Origin of the sequence: Bizionia sp. M204 (assembly GCF_023205095.1) — a bacterium.
GTDB lineage: Bacteria > Bacteroidota > Bacteroidia > Flavobacteriales > Flavobacteriaceae > Algorimicrobium > Algorimicrobium hallyeonense.
The window spans coordinates 719,321-736,335 of sequence record NZ_CP046242.1 but is presented as its reverse complement, the minus strand read 5'-3'; the positions used below and the strand labels follow the sequence as shown (position 1 = coordinate 736,335).

At 34.0% G+C, this 17,015-nt stretch carries 14 protein-coding genes; 11 read left to right on the top strand and 3 right to left on the bottom strand.

Translation table 11 applies throughout. The annotated features are described in order from the left end of the window. Nucleotides 1-4: 4 nt before the first annotated feature. Both GMA17_RS03280 and GMA17_RS03275 read left to right on the top strand, forming a co-directional pair. Nucleotides 5-433, top strand: coding sequence for a DUF4268 domain-containing protein (locus tag GMA17_RS03280; RefSeq protein WP_248399103.1), 429 nt, complete (start codon nucleotides 5-7; stop codon nucleotides 431-433). Between the two features lie 213 nt (nucleotides 434-646). Beyond that, nucleotides 647-1,264, top strand: a complete 618-nt coding sequence (locus tag GMA17_RS03275) for a MarC family protein (RefSeq protein WP_248399101.1) — start codon at nucleotides 647-649, stop codon at nucleotides 1,262-1,264. On the opposite strand, the gene GMA17_RS03270 is transcribed toward GMA17_RS03275, so the two are convergent. Further along, entirely contained in the window at nucleotides 1,245-1,901 is a 657-nt protein-coding gene (locus tag GMA17_RS03270; RefSeq protein WP_248399099.1) for a hemolysin III family protein, read from the bottom strand. The two genes, GMA17_RS03275 and GMA17_RS03270, sit on opposite strands and share 20 nt — an antisense overlap. Then, the gene (locus tag GMA17_RS03265; protein ID WP_248399097.1) at nucleotides 1,901-2,578 is read right to left on the bottom strand and encodes a DUF4294 domain-containing protein; all 678 of its coding nucleotides are present in this window, start codon (nucleotides 2,576-2,578) and stop codon (nucleotides 1,901-1,903) included. Before GMA17_RS03265 ends, GMA17_RS03270 begins: the two co-directional genes overlap by 1 nt. Before the next feature lie 114 nt (nucleotides 2,579-2,692). On the opposite strand from GMA17_RS03265, the gene GMA17_RS03260 reads away from it, so the two are divergent. Further along, on the top strand, nucleotides 2,693-3,781 hold the full coding sequence (locus GMA17_RS03260; RefSeq protein ID WP_248399095.1) for a M42 family metallopeptidase: 1,089 nt from the start codon (nucleotides 2,693-2,695) through the stop codon (nucleotides 3,779-3,781). Nucleotides 3,782-3,925: 144 nt separating this feature from the next. On the opposite strand, the gene GMA17_RS03255 is transcribed toward GMA17_RS03260, so the two are convergent. Further along, nucleotides 3,926-6,367, bottom strand: coding sequence for a penicillin acylase family protein (locus tag GMA17_RS03255; protein WP_248399093.1), 2,442 nt, complete (start codon nucleotides 6,365-6,367; stop codon nucleotides 3,926-3,928). A 34-nt stretch (nucleotides 6,368-6,401) separates the two neighbouring features. Here GMA17_RS03255 and GMA17_RS03250 point away from each other — a divergent pair, with 34 nt between their 5' ends. The 8 genes from GMA17_RS03250 to GMA17_RS03215 all read left to right on the top strand — a co-directional run bounded on the left by GMA17_RS03250 (nucleotide 6,402) and on the right by GMA17_RS03215 (nucleotide 17,010). Next, nucleotides 6,402-6,953 carry an NUDIX domain-containing protein gene (locus GMA17_RS03250; protein ID WP_248399091.1) on the top strand — a complete coding sequence of 184 codons (552 nt, stop codon included), beginning with the start codon at nucleotides 6,402-6,404 and terminating at the stop codon, nucleotides 6,951-6,953. Between the two features lie 27 nt (nucleotides 6,954-6,980). Continuing rightward, nucleotides 6,981-7,652: a PrsW family intramembrane metalloprotease gene (locus GMA17_RS03245; protein WP_248399089.1), complete on the top strand. Its 672-nt coding sequence runs from the start codon at nucleotides 6,981-6,983 to the stop codon at nucleotides 7,650-7,652. Between the two features lie 68 nt (nucleotides 7,653-7,720). Continuing rightward, nucleotides 7,721-8,206, top strand: a complete 486-nt coding sequence (locus tag GMA17_RS03240) for an acetyl-CoA carboxylase biotin carboxyl carrier protein subunit (protein WP_248399087.1) — start codon at nucleotides 7,721-7,723, stop codon at nucleotides 8,204-8,206. 107 nt (nucleotides 8,207-8,313) lie between these two features. After that, on the top strand, nucleotides 8,314-9,756 hold the full coding sequence (accC, locus tag GMA17_RS03235; RefSeq protein ID WP_248399085.1) for an acetyl-CoA carboxylase biotin carboxylase subunit: 1,443 nt from the start codon (nucleotides 8,314-8,316) through the stop codon (nucleotides 9,754-9,756). A 101-nt stretch (nucleotides 9,757-9,857) separates the two neighbouring features. Beyond that, on the top strand, nucleotides 9,858-11,399 hold the full coding sequence (locus GMA17_RS03230; protein ID WP_248399083.1) for an acyl-CoA carboxylase subunit beta: 1,542 nt from the start codon (nucleotides 9,858-9,860) through the stop codon (nucleotides 11,397-11,399). Between the two features lie 209 nt (nucleotides 11,400-11,608). Further along, complete coding sequence (locus GMA17_RS03225) at nucleotides 11,609-13,339, top strand: APC family permease (RefSeq protein ID WP_248399081.1); 1,731 nt, start codon at nucleotides 11,609-11,611, stop codon at nucleotides 13,337-13,339. Nucleotides 13,340-13,621: 282 nt separating this feature from the next. After that, entirely contained in the window at nucleotides 13,622-15,034 is a 1,413-nt protein-coding gene (locus tag GMA17_RS03220) for a hypothetical protein (protein WP_248399079.1), read from the top strand. A gap of 11 nt (nucleotides 15,035-15,045) precedes the next feature. Next, nucleotides 15,046-17,010: a caspase family protein gene (locus GMA17_RS03215; protein WP_248399076.1), complete on the top strand. Its 1,965-nt coding sequence runs from the start codon at nucleotides 15,046-15,048 to the stop codon at nucleotides 17,008-17,010. Nucleotides 17,011-17,015: the final 5 nt, after the last annotated feature.

Genomic DNA, 17,015 nt, shown 5'->3' with positions numbered 1-17,015 from the left:
TTTTATGTTTTCAAAAGAAGAATCTAGACAACTCCGCCAATTATTCTGGACCAGTTTTGGGAAATCCTTTCCTAGAAAATGGATCTTGTATGATACAAAAATAAAAGGGATGAGTTTTAAATTTCATTTTGATACGAAACACGCCATGGTTTCAATAGATTTGGAAGATGATTTAGAGAACCGCATCAATATTTGGGAAAAATTAGAGGCGTTAAAAACCATATTAAAAGATGATTATTTGCCATTAGCTATTTTTGAAGAAGAATACTATTTAGAAAACGGCAAAGAAATCTCCCGAATTTATGTGCCTTTAGAACAAAAAGTATCCATTCATAACAAAAATACCTGGCAAGACGTAATGGTTTTTTTAAATGATACCATGAGTAAATTTGAATCCTTTTTTGAGGATTACAGAGACGTTATTACGCCTTAATCTTTTTTTTTACAAAACTCAAATTCTGCCTCTTTCCCCAACCATTATAAAACAAGGTGGATTGACACCTTTTAATGAATCCTGAAAATTAAAATTTAAAACGTGATATTCAGCCAATTATATCGCGTTGATTTCCTACCTTTGCAGCCTTAAAAAATCAAGTCTCAAAATGAAATTTATAGAGACGAAATAATTTTTAATTATTATCAGATAATGGACCACCTTGTTACTTTTTCAATAACGGTATTTACAGGATTCTTTGCTATTATGAATCCAATTTCAAATTTACCTATTTTTCTATCTCTGGTTGGAAATGCCGATAAGGAAACCAAGTTACGTATTAGTAAACGTGCCGTTTTAATTGCTTTTATTATTGTGGCCATTTTTGTTATTCTTGGAAAAACCATTTTTGAGTTATTTGGTATTACTATTCCTGCCTTTAAAATTACAGGTGGTATTTTAATTTTTTATGTAGGTTTTGACATGCTGCAATCGAAAAAATCCAATTTAAAACATTTAAAAAACACACATATTGACGAGAATATTGCTGTTTCACCTTTGGCTATTCCTATTCTAGCAGGGCCTGGAACTATTGTTACGGCTATGAACTTTGTATCGGATGCTAACGCTTTAAAAATAGGCTTGGTATTATTAATTTTTGCTGTAATGTGTTTGCTTACCTATATAACCTTCAGTTTAAGCGACTTTATAGTGCGTAAAATTGGTAACAATGTGATTTCTGTAGTAGGAAAAATTATGGGTTTAATTATTGCCATTATTGGAACTAACATGATTATTGAAGGAATTAAAATTACCTTCCACCTACCGTAATATACAGATTTAAATCACGTAAAAAAAAGACCATTATAAAATGGCAAATGGCACCAGCTAATACAAAAAGATGCCAGATTACGTGGTTGAATTTTATTTTATCAATAGCATAAAATAAAATACCAGCTGTATAAGCAAAGCCCCCTGCAAATAACCAAAAAAGTCCTGTAGTACCTAAATTTTCAGATAAATAGCTGAAATCAAAAATAACAAGCCATCCCATTAACAAATAAAGTAAAACGGAAAAGAATTCAAATCGTCCTGTAAAAAACACTTTTAGAACGAGTCCAAGTGCTGTTATACCCCATACGGTCCAAAATAAATGCCAACCTTTGCTGGCTTCCAGTGTTATTAAGGCAACAGGGGTATAGGTTCCGGCTATTAAAAAGTAAATACTTATATGGTCTAGAATACGGAAATAATGTTTGGGTTTATCAGATTGTACAAAATGATACAAAGTAGAAGAACTAAACAATAAAATTAAGGTTATCCCATAAACTATAACGCTAAATAAACTGTAGTCCGTTTTACCGGAATTATACAGTATTAACAACACTAAAGCGGCAATACCTGTAAGTGCGCCAAGCGCATGAGTTAAACTATTTAAACGTTCTTCAAAGGGAGTTTGTACGCGCATTAGGGCATTTCTTTGGTTTTGAGCCATTTGTTGGTTAATTCAAAAAAATCAAAATCTAAAGCAGATTCTTGACGTTCCAAACGGCCACTTTGGAAATTACGCTCTAGAACATCTTCAATTAAATAATCTTCTTTTACATTCCAAGGATCAAATTCTTCTTTAAGAGAAATATTAAAAAGTAAGGCCGTATTATTAAACCAAAAGGCGCGCCAACCACTGCGTAAGTCTTTTATTAAATCGAATGTAGTTACCCCTGTTTGTCTATGAATTAATTTTACAAGAATTTGTCCTTCGGTCTTGGTAAGTTTTTTCAATTCGGCTGAAAATTCATCTTCAATATATTTCTGAATTAATTTAGCATAGCGTCGCTTTTCACTTTCACGTTCCAAGCTATTTAAGCGTTCGTTTAAAGACTCCAAACGTTCGGCTGCTAGTTTAGCATACGGATAGACTTTAATAGTTTTTCGTCTGATAACTAAATAGCGTTTCCGATCTTCATCACTATTAAATTTTAAACGATGAAGCAACATGACTTCATTTAAATTAATAGCGGTTTTAGGAATAGAATCGCCTTCAACCAAGATGTAAAAAACGTCTGTAGAGTCCTGCACCTCCTCCTCTATTTGAGCAAAAAGCATCATGGGAAAAACTAAAAATAAGTAGACAATTACTTTCATAGCTTAAAATGAATCCAAAATCGTTCCAAATTGGAAGTGTAAAATTAATAATTTAAAAACCCTTTAACCTTAAAATAGTATTAATATTGTTATTTTAGTGCAAAAATAATACAGATGGCAAAAAAGAGTATACTGAATAAAAAGTCGATGGACTTTCTAGAGAAATATTTAAATAATGCATCACCAACAGGTTATGAGTGGGAAGGGCAAAAAATTTGGATGGACTACCTAAAACCGTATGTAGATGAGTTTATTACGGATACCTATGGAACAGCAGTTGGTGTTATAAACCCAGATGCTAAATACAAGGTGGTTATTGAAGGACATGCTGATGAAATTTCTTGGTATGTTAACTATATTTCAGATAATGGATTAATTTATGTAGTTCGTAATGGTGGTAGCGATCATCAAATTGCACCAAGTAAGGTGGTTAATATTCACACGAAGAATGGTATTGTAAAAGGCGTTTTTGGATGGCCTGCAATTCATACCAGAAACAAATCCAAAGAAGAGGCACCAAAACCTGATAATATTTGTATTGATGTGGGTGCAAAAGACAAAGCAGAAGTGGAAAAAATGGACATCCATGTCGGTTGTGTTATTACTTACCCGGATGAATTTCATATCCTAAACAACGATAAATTTGTTTGTCGTGCTTTAGATAACCGTATGGGTGGATTTATGATTGCAGAAGTAGCGAGGCTTTTAAAAGAAAATAAGAAAACACTACCTTTTGGTTTATATATTACCAACTCGGTTCAAGAAGAAATTGGTTTACGTGGTGCTGAAATGATTACTCAAACTATAAAACCTAATGTGGCTATTGTAACCGATGTTACCCATGACACAACAACACCAATGATTGAACAGAAAAAAGAAGGATATGTGGAAATGGGTCTTGGTCCTGTTATTGCGTATGCTCCAGCTGTTCAACAAAAACTGCGGGATTTAATTACGGAAACGGCTGAAGAGAAAAAGATTCCGTTTCAACGTGCTGCACTCTCTAGAGCAACAGGAACAGATACAGATGCCTTTGCGTATAGCAATGGTGGTGTGCCTTCTGCTCTAATTTCATTACCGCTGCGTTATATGCATACCACTGTGGAAATGGTTCATAAAGACGATGTTGAAAATGTTATTAAAATGATTTATGAAACATTATTAAAAATGAAAGAAGGCGAAACGTATTCGTATTTTAAATAAGAAGCTTTAAAGCATAGAATAAGCTATGTAGCCCTCAATGTCACCTTGAGCGAAGTCGAAATATTAGCAAATAATAAAACCTCGACTTCGTTCAGTTTGACAAATTATAAACAAATACCAACTAGTACGACTTTTTGACCTGTTTTATTTTGCTGGCACAAATTCAATTTTTCTGGATTGCTCTATTATCTCCTCTTTATTTAGTAGCATTTTTCTAAATTCCCCATTAATATACATATCTGCTTGGTCTGAATAATGTTCACTAAACGGGTTTCCAGATTGACCGGTTGGTAGTATACTCATACTGTTTTCCACATCGGAAAAATCTATAATACGTCGTGTAGAAGGACCGCCTTTTGCTTCATACAAACCAGAATCGGTATAGTCAAATAATATATTATTTATAACTTCTTTATTGCCTTGCGCAGGAAACGGACCAACATTAAATACCGGTTTTAAAGCTTCAACAGCACTTAAAGCATGGTTGTGTTCCAAAGTATGCACTTTTCCCCAAGTCCAAGCGTTTAAATCGATTCCTAGCTGCGTATTTAAAGCCGCAACTGTTTCTTTTAAGGATTGGGTTAAAATAGCACTTTTAGTTTCTGTGGTATTCGTTGCTGTATTATTCCACCATATAGACTCATCATTAACGAGTTGCTTAATAATGGTTCTTTTTATCAAATGCGTTTTTAATAATTGATTAAAAAGTGTTTCGCCTAATTCATCTTTATAGGTGTTTTCTAAATAACGAAAGATAAACTTGGTGTAAATTGTTGGTGCAACTTCATCTGTATTACTATTACCTTTCCAGCTTTTTAAAACCTCTAAAGCGGCCATTTCTTGTTCGTTTAAATCCGAATTTGAAATATAATTCGATACATGCGCAATGATGTTTAAATGAACTGGTGATGTAACATCATTCATCATGTTGGAAGTACTTTCCATATCCCAATCATTTTTTGGATCCAATAATTCAACAATACGTTTGGCTCTGTTTTCAGGCAAATAGTAACCCGGATATAACATATTTGCAGTAGAGTCCGGTTGATTATTAGCTGAATACACATAGCCCCAATTGGGATTTTCAGCCATAGGGTTGTCCTTGAAATCTAAATATTCAATAGGATCATCTTCACCAGATGCACCATTTAAAATAAACTTCGGATTCACGTGAGGCTTATGTTTATAAAGCTTACCTGTTGCCCACCATGCTACGTTACCTTTGGCATCTCCATACATGATATTTAAACCTGGTGCATGAATTAAAGAGGCACCTGCTTTGGCTTCACTCATATTTTTTGCATGCGAAATTTTATAAATAGCATCAAGAAGATTATTGTCTAATTGAGTATAAACCCATTGAATGGCAATGGGACTATCTCCAGTAATTTCATCTTGAACATCAGTCATTATCGGTCCGTGATAGGATTTTTTGACCACCAAATCAATGGGGTCTTGATCCTTCACCTGAATAGTTTTAGTCGTATAGGCATATTTTTTATAACCATCTGCTGTTTTATAAAGCGTGGAGTCTGTTGGATGATTTTCTTCTTTGTAAAAATCTATATCATCGTTTTCAAACATGGTAATTCCATAGGCATAGTTTCTATTATGACCTAAAACAGGAAACGGAATTCCAGCTAAATAATACCCGTAAATTTCACGGTTAGGTGTTGTTATATGGGCTTCATACCAAACCGCAGGTTGCGCATAAGCAATATGTGGATCGTTGGCTAAAATAACACGACCAGACTTGGTTTTATTTGGCGAAATAACCCAACTATTACTTCCTATAAATAACGGAATTGGCAGGTTTTCTGTGACAGATTGGATGTTTTGTGCTATGTCATCCAAAACCGTTTCAGGAACTTTTACACTGTTTTTTATTAGGGTTGTTTGACTATTTGGCAAAACATCCAGATCTAGAAGATAATCATCACCTAACTTTTGCTTGATATTGGTAATTACAGGATCTGTTTTTTGAGCTTGTGCAAAACTAAATGCCATATACCCAAATACATTATAGATATCAGTCAAAGTAAAATGTTCTTTTTCTACGCCCGCCAAAGTAAATTCTATGGGTGTTGGTCCCTCGTCTATAAATTGATTAACACCATCTAAATAAGCCATAGCTTCTAAATAGGGATTACCTGTTTTATCGAGTTTGTTTATGGCTACTTCGGTAGCTTCATCAACAGATAATGTTTTAAAAAATTTATCGGTTTGAATTAATTTTTCGCCTAAAATCTCCGACAAATTACCTGGAGCAATTCGCTTCATTAACTCCATTTGCCATAATCTATCCTGCGCATGTAAATACCCTAAAGCAGTCATAGCATCTAAATTATTATTGGCATAAATATGCGGAATTCCATAGGCATCAAAATAAGCTTCTGTACCTTCCGAAATGTTTTTTAAATCAATGGTGCCAGAATAGGTTGGTTTTTGATAACGCGTATAGACAAAACCACTAATTAAAATAAGGAGTACTAAAAAAACTAATACTTTTAAAATCTTTTTAATCATAATAAATTTGGATGTATAGAGGTAATCTGTAAATATAATACCTTTTGTGTTTATCTTCATTAAATTTGCTCCTAGTTTGAAAACCAATTAGTACATGGAAAAAAATATTGACATTGTTACCAAAACCGGAGAACCAACTAGAAAAACCGCATTAAAATCGGAAATTCACAGTAAAGGCTATTACCACAATACAGCACATATTTGGTTTTATACAGAAGATGGCCAGATACTATTAGCACAACGTGCAGCAAGTAAAGCTATTTACCCATTGCTTTGGGATGTTTCCGTTGCTGGACATGTAGACGCTGGCGAAACAATTGAAGAGGCTGCTATTCGGGAAACACATGAAGAAATTGGCTTAACAATTTCCGAAACGGATTTGCATAAAATTGGTGTTTTTCCTTGTTTTCAAAGCTATGAAAATGGGATAATTGATAATGAATTTCACCATACCTATTTAGTGAAATTACAAGTTTCAATGGAAAATTTAATACCCCAACCTGGCGAAGTTGAAGCCTTGCAATTAGTAACGCTTAATCAGTTTAAATCCCTTTTAGAACAAAGTGAGACCAATGGTTATTTCGTGGTTACAAATGTTGGATATTATGAAACGGTTTTAAAAGCCATAACATCGTTCACGCTGTAAGTCCCAATTTTTATTTACTTTTCAACCATGAATCTATTCCTAGTTGCCATTGCGCCTGTTTGCATCATCATCCTATATATTTATTTAAAAGATAAATACGAGAAAGAGCCGAAGCTCCTACTCTTCTACTCCTTTCTTTTCGGTGCATTTGTTAGTGTAATTTTAACAACCATATTATATATTTTATTTGATTATTACTTCTTCCTAGATAAAGCAAGTGTTCTTCACATGTTTATTAGAGCCTTTTTTGTCGTTGGTTTAACAGAAGAATTTAGCAAATATATTATCGTTCGTTATTATGCCCAACCAAAGGAAGCTTTTAACGAACCTTTTGATGGGATTGTATACGCGGTAATGGTTTCCATGGGATTTGCGGCTACTGAAAACATTATGTATGTTTTGGAAGGCGGTTTTGAAGCAGCGTTTTTACGAGCCTTTACGGCCATTCCAGCTCATGCAACCTTTGGGATATTAATGGGATATTATATGGGGAAAGCCAAGTTTTCAAAAAATAAAAGATTGCTAAACATATTTGGTTTGATGCTCGCTATTATCTTTCATGGTGCTTATGATTTTTTCCTATTTATCGATTTTATACCAGGTATTTGGGTTGGCGCTTTTGTATCCTTATTTATTGGTCTGGTTTTATCCCGAAATGCCATTAAACGTCATCAAAACAATTCGCATTTTAAACTCTAGTTAAATCTAAAAACCGTTTGAACAAAACGGTTCATATTCCTTATATTTACACTTCTAAAATTAAATTAATGAGTCAAACTTACCGTACAAAAGTTAACAACATTTACGATTTCGATTTACAACAGGAGTCTATTGAAGCCCTAGACAGTATTCAAGAAAGTGCCAATAACTATCATATTTTAAGCAAAAACAAATCGTATAAAGCTGAAATTATACAACGTAATTTTAATGCGAAACAATATCAAATAAAAATTAATGGCACCCTGTATCAAATAGCCATTGAAGATTATTTAGATGTGCTTATTAAAGATTTAGGTTTCGAAATTGGCGCTTCAAAACAAGTAAACGATATTAAAGCACCTATGCCAGGATTAATTTTAGATATAGCGGTAAAAGTTGGACAAGAAGTCCATGAAGATGATACCTTACTTATTTTAGAGGCCATGAAAATGGAAAACGTAATTACATCACCGCGAAGTGGTGTTATAAAATCGGTTTCCGTGAATCAAGGCGATGCCGTTGATAAAAATCAACTATTAATAGAATTTGAATAAACTTTAAGGCGTACATGTTGTTCGCTTGAAAAAAGTATAATCCCTTCAGGGAATACGTAATAAAAAATAAGATTCCTGTTTCTTCAGGAACGATAATAAATTTATCGATGAAAAAAATACTAATTGCAAATCGTGGTGAAATTGCTATTCGTGTCATGCGAACAGCAAAAAAAATGGGCATTAAAACGGTGGCTATTTACTCAACTATAGACCGAAATGCGCCTCACGTAAAATATGCAGATGAAGCTGTTTTAATAGGCGAAGCACCTTCTAACCAATCCTATTTATTAGGGGATAAAATTATTGAAGTTGCAAAAAGCCTCAATGTAGATGCTATTCATCCAGGATATGGATTTCTTTCAGAAAATGCCGAATTTGCTGAATCATGCGAGGCTAATAACATCATTTTTATTGGACCAAAATCTAAAGCCATAAAAATTATGGGTAGTAAATTAGCAGCCAAAGAAGCTGTGAAACACTACAATATCCCTATGGTTCCTGGAACTGAAGAAGCTATAACAGATATTCCAGAGGCTAAAAAAATAGCTAAAGAAATTGGATTTCCTATTCTAATTAAAGCGTCTGCCGGTGGTGGTGGAAAAGGCATGCGTATCGTTGAAAAAGAAGAAAATTTCGAGTCCCAAATGAATCGTGCCATTAGTGAAGCAACCTCTGCTTTTGGTGATGGTTCTGTGTTTATTGAAAAGTATGTTACCTCACCGCGCCATATTGAAATTCAGATTATGGCCGATGCTCATGGAAATAATATCCACCTGTTTGAGCGCGAATGCAGTATTCAACGTCGTCATCAAAAAGTAGTGGAAGAAGCACCGTCATCCGTATTATCACCTGAATTACGACAGGAAATGGGAGAAGCAGCAATAAAAGTTGCCAAGGCCTGCGATTATCTTGGTGCGGGAACGGTTGAATTTCTATTGGATGACGATCATAATTTCTATTTTCTAGAAATGAATACACGGTTGCAAGTAGAACATCCGGTTACTGAATTAATCACTGATACCGATTTAGTGGAATTACAAATTCGTGTAGCGCGAGGTGAAGTTTTACCAATCACTCAAACGGATTTAAAAATAAACGGTCACGCATTAGAATTACGCGTCTATGCTGAAGATCCTTTAAACGATTTTTTACCAAGCGTTGGAAACCTTGAAGTTTATAAATTGCCGGTTGGCAAAAACATTCGTGTGGATAACGGTTTTGAAAAAGGTATGGATATCCCAATTTATTATGATCCCATGCTCGCTAAACTCATTACCTACGGGAAAACACGTGAAGAAGCTATAGAGCTCATGATTTCTGCCATTGCAGATTATCATATTGAAGGTATAGAAACAACTTTGCCTTTTGGATCATTTGTTTGCAAACATGAAGCGTTTCGTTCCGGAAATTTCGATACGCATTTTGTAAAAAACTTTTATTCGCCAGAAGCGCTAAAAGAAAGTCAAGAAGCTGAAGCAAAAATGGCCGCTATGATTGCCGTAAAACAGTATTTGGAAGAACAGAAATTACTACGATTGCCCTTAAAGTAACTTCCAGTCGTGTAATATAGTTTCCAATGAACAACGAGTAAATAACACAAAATATTTTAAAAGCCTTGTGCCTCTGCGCCTTGGCGAGAAAACATAAAAAAATGGATTCAAAAATAAAAACCCTCAACGAAAAACTAGCCCTAGCCTATTTAGGTGGTGGCGAAAAACGAATTGAAAAGCAACATGCTAATAAAAAACTAACAGCTCGTGAGCGCGTTTTATATCTTTTAGATACGGGTTCATTTGAAGAAATTGGCGCATTAGTTACTCACCGAACCAAAGATTTTGGTATGGAAAAGCAACAATATTATGGTGATGGTGTGGTTACAGGTTACGGAACGGTTTCAGGCAGATTAATTTATGTTTTTGCACAGGATTTTACGGTTTTTGGAGGTTCGCTTTCTGAAACCCATGCGGAGAAAATTTGCAAAGTGATGGATTTAGCTGTAAAAGTTGGCGCACCAATTATTGGACTCAATGATTCTGGAGGTGCTCGAATTCAAGAAGGCGTGCGTTCATTGGGCGGTTATGCTGATATATTTTATCGCAATGTGCAAGCATCGGGTGTTATTCCGCAGCTATCGGCTATTATGGGGCCTTGTGCTGGAGGTGCTGTGTATTCGCCAGCTATGACAGATTTCACACTCATGGTTCAAGATACCAGTTATATGTTTGTTACTGGGCCCAATGTGGTTAAAACAGTTACCAATGAAAACGTAACCAGTGAAGAATTAGGTGGTGCCAGTGCACATGCAACCAAATCTGGTGTCGCTCATATTACATCAACCAATGATGTGGAATGTTTAGAAGACATTAAAAAATTATTGAGCTATTTGCCTCAAAATAATCAAGAAAAAGCGAAAGATCTCCCTTTCGAATTAGGGGATGAAATGCGTAACGAATTATCACAAATCATTCCTGATAATGCGAATAAGCCTTATGATATGCATGCGGTTATTTCGGGAATAATTGATACGGATTCATTTTACGAGATCCATAAAGATTATGCTGAAAATATTATAGTAGGTTTTGCTAGGTTGGGCGGGAAAAGTATTGGTATTGTTGCCAATCAGCCCATGTTTTTAGCTGGTGTTTTAGATGTAAATAGCGCCAAAAAAGCGGCTCGTTTTGTTCGTTTTTGCGATGCGTTTAATATTCCGCTTCTAGTTTTAGAAGATGTACCCGGTTTTTTACCGGGAACAGACCAAGAATGGAATGGTATTATTGTACATGGCGCCAAATTGTTGTACGCCTTTAGTGAAGCAACGGTTCCAAGAATAACAGTTATTACTAGAAAAGCATATGGTGGTGCTTATGATGTTATGAACTCCAAACATATTGGAGCTGATATGAATTACGCCTGGCCAAGTGCCGAAATTGCAGTAATGGGTGCCAAAGGTGCTGCAGAAATCATCTTTAAAAAAGACATTAATGCAGCTGATGACAAAGAGGCTAAATGGAAAGAAAAAGAGGCAGAATACGCTGATTTGTTTGCCAACCCATATAGTGCTGCTCAACGTGGTTTTATTGATGAAGTTATTTTACCCGAAACTACTAGACGCAAATTAATTAAAGCTTTTTCTATGCTAGAAGATAAACAAGTTGAAAAACCGAAACGCAAACATGGAAATATTCCGTTGTAAATGACTCATTAAGCATAATATTTCTATGACAGTTAGTTGTTTTGGAAACACAACATCAACACCATAATTTACGCTATCATGATTTAGAGAAAATTTATTATTATTTAATTTCATGTATTTCGATTGAAAATATTATAAAACTTAATACGCTTTTAAAAATTCCAAGCACATAATGACTATCTTTAGTACACTCATTATGTGCTTTTTTTATGAAAAAACGTTTAAACCAATTGGCTGCCACTGCCATTTGTGGTAACGACATAAGCTCTTCTTGTTTATATGTTTCTGCACTTGCCATTGTTTATGCTGGACAATATGCCTGGATTTCATTACTTATTGTTGCATTAATTCTTTTTTTATTCAGAAAAATTTATGGTGAAGTTGTTGGAGCTTTACCATTAAATGGTGGAGCCTACAATGCTTTATTGAATACAACAAAAAAATCGACAGCCTCTTTTGCCGCAGCACTTACGGTATTATCATATATGGCTACTGCCGTTATTTCGGCAAGCGAATCGGTTAAATATGCACACAGTCTTTGGAATGGCATTCCCATAGTTTATACAACCATTGGTTTACTGGCGCTGTTTATGATTATTGTAATTTTAGGCATTGGCGAATCATCAAAGGTAGCTATTGCTATTTTTATTTTTCATTTAACTTCTTTAACACTTTTATGCGTTTTTTGTGGTATCTATTTATTTCAAAATGGATACGAAAATCTATTAGCAAATTTTAAAAATCCCATAAAAGGAAGCATAACTACTGCTCTGTTTTTTGGTTTTGCCGCTGCCATGTTAGGTATTAGTGGTTTTGAGAGTTCTGCAAATTATGTAGAAGAGCAAAAGCCAGGTGTATTTCCTAAAACCTTACGGAATATGTGGGTTATAGTTACAATTTTCAATCCATTGCTGGCCTTTTTAGCATTAGCAATCATTCCCATTTCTGTTATTGGAAATCACGAAGAAACCCTACTTTCATTTTTAGGCCAAACAGCAGGCGGAAACTGGTTGTTTTATATTATATCTATTGATGCAGTGTTGGTTTTAAGTGGCGCTGTTTTAACATCTTTTGTTGGTGTTGGTGGTTTGGTTGAACGGATGGCTTTAGATAGAATTTTACCAAAATTTCTTCTAGAAAGGAATAAAAGAGGAAGTTCTTATCTTATTTCTATCAGTTTTTTTCTGTTATGTATAACCATCCTAACTATCACACAAGGCAATCTAAAAGCTTTAGCTGGTGTATATACCATTGCGTTTTTAAGTGTCATGATTCTTTTTGCTGTTGGAAATATATTACTAAAAATTAATAGAAAACAATTACCAAGACCAGAAAAAGCTAGTGTGGGCGCACTTATACTTGCTATAACAGGTGTTTTATTAGCATTAATTGGAAACATTGTTTTAAATCCGCCCTACTTAATTATTTTTATGGAGTACCTCATCCCGACACTTTTAATCGTTGGCTTTATGTTATTTCGGATTCAAATATTACGTGGCTTTTTACAATTCATAAAATATATAATACCTACTAATTTGCCCATTTTCGAAAAATTAAATAAAAAACTGTTACTTACAATTCACCACATAAATAATCAGGAATTCGTGTTTTTTACAAATCATGATGATGTATCCACTTTGAATAAAGTTTTACAATATATTCAGAAAAACGAACATACCAAGCGCTTGAAAATTGTAACCGTATTAAAGCCTGATTATGTGACACCCAAAAATTTACAAAGTGATATTGCTGTATTAGATCGGGCTTATCCTGAAATTCACATTGAATTTATAGAAGAACATGGACATTTTAATCCTGAAAAAATTAAAGAATTATCAGAAAAATATAATATCCCAATTAACTTCATGTTTATTGGTTCTCCTGGTGAAACATTTCCATATAAGATTCAGGATTTAGGTGATGTTCGGTTAATTATTTAATTAAATAGTAAAATTTAATCATCACACAAATTGTTACATTTTATCAAAATTTAAAACGTGTTTAAGCACTGAAAATCAAATGTTTAAATACTCGTATTACTTCAATTGATAAGTTATAAAAAAATCTCGTGGCATAGAACTTGTAAGATAACTCTTCAAAGCTTTCTTAGGAATGTCTTTTAAAGATGAATTATTTATTTAAATTTATGTTAATTTTTAGTTTGTTAATCCCAACTGTAAACAGCTAACAATTTAAAAACTACATATAAAACTAAACTAGTTATGAAACCATTTTTATCAGTTTTGCTATTACTAATGTCTACTTTTTCTATGGTGCATGCCCAAGAGAAATATCGTGTAATATACGATTACAACACAGAAGAAATTAACTACTACCATCTAGATAAGTATAACAAGGTAGATGACACACTTTTGAAACCTAAATTCAAACGAAATAGTCTGGTTGAATTAAAATTAAAAAATGTAAATCCGTTTGCTATGGATATTCAAGCAGATGTAAAAGAAGAAGCCATCCATTCAGAATCTGGTGGTTTCAATTTTAGCTCACTTTTAGGAGGCATTAGTTCGTTTTCTGGAAGTGATCTTGGTTTGAATGTGGATAATTTACCCATTGACGAAAGTATGTTTAGTCAAAAAGTTGCTTCAAGAGGTGCAGGCGTTTCTAATAAGTTTTCCGATCTTAATAAACTTTCTTCAAATATTGATGCCATTAAATCCACCTTAATGTCTAACTTATTAAACCCAAATTTAGATAAAGAAGCTATTTTGGCAAATGTTAAAAATGCGGCAAATAAGGTTAGTGATTCACGTGTTAGTGATCCAGAAGATAATTTTTATGTATTCTTATCCAGTATGAAACGTGTTGTTCAAGAGGACTCGCAAGAGCTCGCTTCAGAATTAAATTCATTAGCAACAGATATTAATGAGCAAGAAGTATCAAATACAGAATTATCTCGCGGTGAATTGGTTGCACATAATAATGCGTATACAAATTTAAAAAACATGCTAAAATCTTTAAATGCTTCCTCCATAAACTCATCTGAAAACTTGAATAAAATAGAAGAATTGTATGCAACTTTAGAAGCATCATCATTTGAACAAACCTACGATTACTTAATTGAAGCCGATAAAGTGAACATTGAATTAAAATTTGTTCAGAGCGAATTTTCTAAAACGTCTAATGTTGAAAACTCACAAAGCACCTTAAAAACTAGAAATCTTAAATTATTTTCAAAAGGCGGTTTTAAAATTAATACAAGCGTGGCTTTAACTTTAAATAATTTTGGCGACAGTGCAAAAGACTTTTATATAGACGAAAACGGTGTTATTGGAGCGGACGTAAACGATTATTTTGTGCCTAATTTAAGCACCATGATAAACTTCTATCCAGTTATTGGTGAGAACTTTAATATTGGAGGAAGTTTCGGTTTATCCATTCCTATTACTGAAGATTTAAAAGGTATTAATTTCCTATTAGGTCCTTCCTTATTTTTTGGTAGTAAAAGTCGCCTTGCATTATCAGGAGGTATTGCTTATGGCCCTGTAAACCAACTAACAAATGGTTTAGAGGTTGACCAAACAACAGATATAATTGATATAGATAATTTTACAAAAAATGTTTACGATTTCGGATACTACTTTGGAATTTCATTCAGTTTGTTCGATTTAAATTAAAACACCAATTCATGAAAAAATTAAGCCTTATATTCTTATTTTTAATTACCATACAAGCAAGTTTTGCTGACAAACATGCCCTTATTATTGCTGTAGGCGACTACCCGAAAAGTACTGGCTGGAGCAGTATTAGTTCCGTAAATGATGTGCCACTAATTAAAGGAGCTTTATTAAGCCAAGGATTTCTTGAAAAGGACATCATTACACTTATTAACGAACAAGCAACTAAACAAGGCATATTAGATGCTCTGGCGCGTTTACAATCTCAGTTAAAACCTGGCGATATAGTTGTCATACACTATTCAGGACATGGCCAACAAATTTTTGATGATAATGGTGATGAAATAGATGACAAAGACGAATCGCTCGTTCCAATTGATGCTTGGGTTCGATACACACACAATTATAAAGGTGAAAATCATTTACGAGACGATGAATTGCATAATATTATTACTAATTTAAGAAACACACTTGGTCAAGATGGTCAATTATTAATGATTTTAGATAGTTGCCACTCTGGCTCTGCTACTCGTGGTGGTATAACACGTGGTGGTGAAGCTACCTTTGCTCCTGAAAACTGGAAAGCTAAAGACCAAGATGACAGCACAGGAAGTGCCATGTTAGAGCGGGAAAAAGTTAGTGATACCGCAGCACCATTTGTTATGATTTCAGGAGCTTCAGCAAACGAACTTAATTATGAATATGACGGTGTTGGGTCATTAAGCTATGCGTTTTCTAAAGCCATGAACGAATTGGGAAGTGATTTTACCTACCGACAATTATTTTCCAATATTGCAGCAAATATGAATGTCATTTCACCAAAACAAAAACCAACTATTGAAGGTGATATTGACTACAAATTATTTAAAGGTGATTATGTGAAACAACAACCCTATTTTGAAGTCACTAAAATTCCAACCTCTACCGTAATACAAATTAATGGTGGAAAATTACAACGCCTATTTAATAACACAACTGTTTATGTGATGCCTGCTGGAACAACAAAAGTTGACGAAGGAAAAGCACTAGCCAAAGGAACGATAAGTAATGCCAAATTTAATGAATCCTTTATAAAATTAAACAAGCCATTAACAGATAGAAATGAAAAAAACTATTGGGTTTTTATAGATAAACCAACTTACGGAGACATATCCATTCAGGTATATTTAGAACCTGATACAGATACGGAAATCCAAAAAAGTGTTGCTTCTTTTCTTGATGAAAATGGGTTAGGTTCTGTTGTTAACGATACCTTGAAAGCAGATGTGGTTATTTCAAAAACTTCAAGCGGTTATACTTTAAATAGTGCCAAAGGATTAGATGTCTTTGATGCCACTAACAAACAACGTGGCACCGATGTACAGGCGGATTTAAACAACAAACTGTTTAATTATGCACAAGGTATGTATTTGAAAAATTTAAGCTTAAAGAATTACGATTATGAATTCGATTTTAAACTTTTACCTGTAGAGTATGTTGCTGAAATAGGTGAATTAGGCGCACTACTTCCCGAAGATAGCTATAACAATTCGGAAGGGATTCTAGAAGTCAGACCAGGAATAGATCATGTGTTGCTAGAAGTTACTAACAAAAGTAATAGACCACTTTACTTTAGTTTAATTGAAATTAATAGCAAGGGCGAAATTGCACCATTTATGCCAAATAACAAATGTCGCTTAACAAACGACGACCGTAAATTAGCACCTGGAAAAACCATGATTTTCAAAGAATGTGTTTACCGATTTGGACCTCCTTACGAACGGTTAATTTTAAAAGGATTTGCTACAGATTCTCCCATTAATTTCCAATCTACTGTTGAAACTCGTGGTGAAAGAACTCGCAGTACCAACAACAATCCGTTAGAAAATTTTATAAAAAATAGCTATACGCAATCCCGTGGTTCAGAGGGTACTGAAGCATCTGGAAATATGGACGGTTACAGTACCGAGTTTGTTTATGAAATAGTAAAAGAGTAATTGGT

Bases quoted from the DNA above. Each gene is read 5' to 3' on its own strand.
- GMA17_RS03280 (WP_248399103.1), top strand. From the start codon at position 5: ATGTTTTCAAAAGAAGAATCTAGACAACTCCGCCAATTATTCTGGACC.
- GMA17_RS03255 (WP_248399093.1), bottom strand. From the start codon at position 6,367: ATGAAGATAAACACAAAAGGTATTATATTTACAGATTACCTCTATACA.
- GMA17_RS03240 (WP_248399087.1), top strand. From the start codon at position 7,721: ATGAGTCAAACTTACCGTACAAAAGTTAACAACATTTACGATTTCGAT.
- GMA17_RS03275 (WP_248399101.1), top strand. From the start codon at position 647: ATGGACCACCTTGTTACTTTTTCAATAACGGTATTTACAGGATTCTTT.
- GMA17_RS03245 (WP_248399089.1), top strand. From the start codon at position 6,981: ATGAATCTATTCCTAGTTGCCATTGCGCCTGTTTGCATCATCATCCTA.
- GMA17_RS03250 (WP_248399091.1), top strand. From the start codon at position 6,402: ATGGAAAAAAATATTGACATTGTTACCAAAACCGGAGAACCAACTAGA.
- GMA17_RS03220 (WP_248399079.1), top strand. From the start codon at position 13,622: ATGAAACCATTTTTATCAGTTTTGCTATTACTAATGTCTACTTTTTCT.
- GMA17_RS03225 (WP_248399081.1), top strand. From the start codon at position 11,609: ATGAAAAAACGTTTAAACCAATTGGCTGCCACTGCCATTTGTGGTAAC.
- GMA17_RS03215 (WP_248399076.1), top strand. From the start codon at position 15,046: ATGAAAAAATTAAGCCTTATATTCTTATTTTTAATTACCATACAAGCA.
- GMA17_RS03230 (WP_248399083.1), top strand. From the start codon at position 9,858: ATGGATTCAAAAATAAAAACCCTCAACGAAAAACTAGCCCTAGCCTAT.
- GMA17_RS03260 (WP_248399095.1), top strand. From the start codon at position 2,693: ATGGCAAAAAAGAGTATACTGAATAAAAAGTCGATGGACTTTCTAGAG.
- accC (WP_248399085.1), top strand. From the start codon at position 8,314: ATGAAAAAAATACTAATTGCAAATCGTGGTGAAATTGCTATTCGTGTC.
- GMA17_RS03270 (WP_248399099.1), bottom strand. From the start codon at position 1,901: ATGCGCGTACAAACTCCCTTTGAAGAACGTTTAAATAGTTTAACTCAT.
- GMA17_RS03265 (WP_248399097.1), bottom strand. From the start codon at position 2,578: ATGAAAGTAATTGTCTACTTATTTTTAGTTTTTCCCATGATGCTTTTT.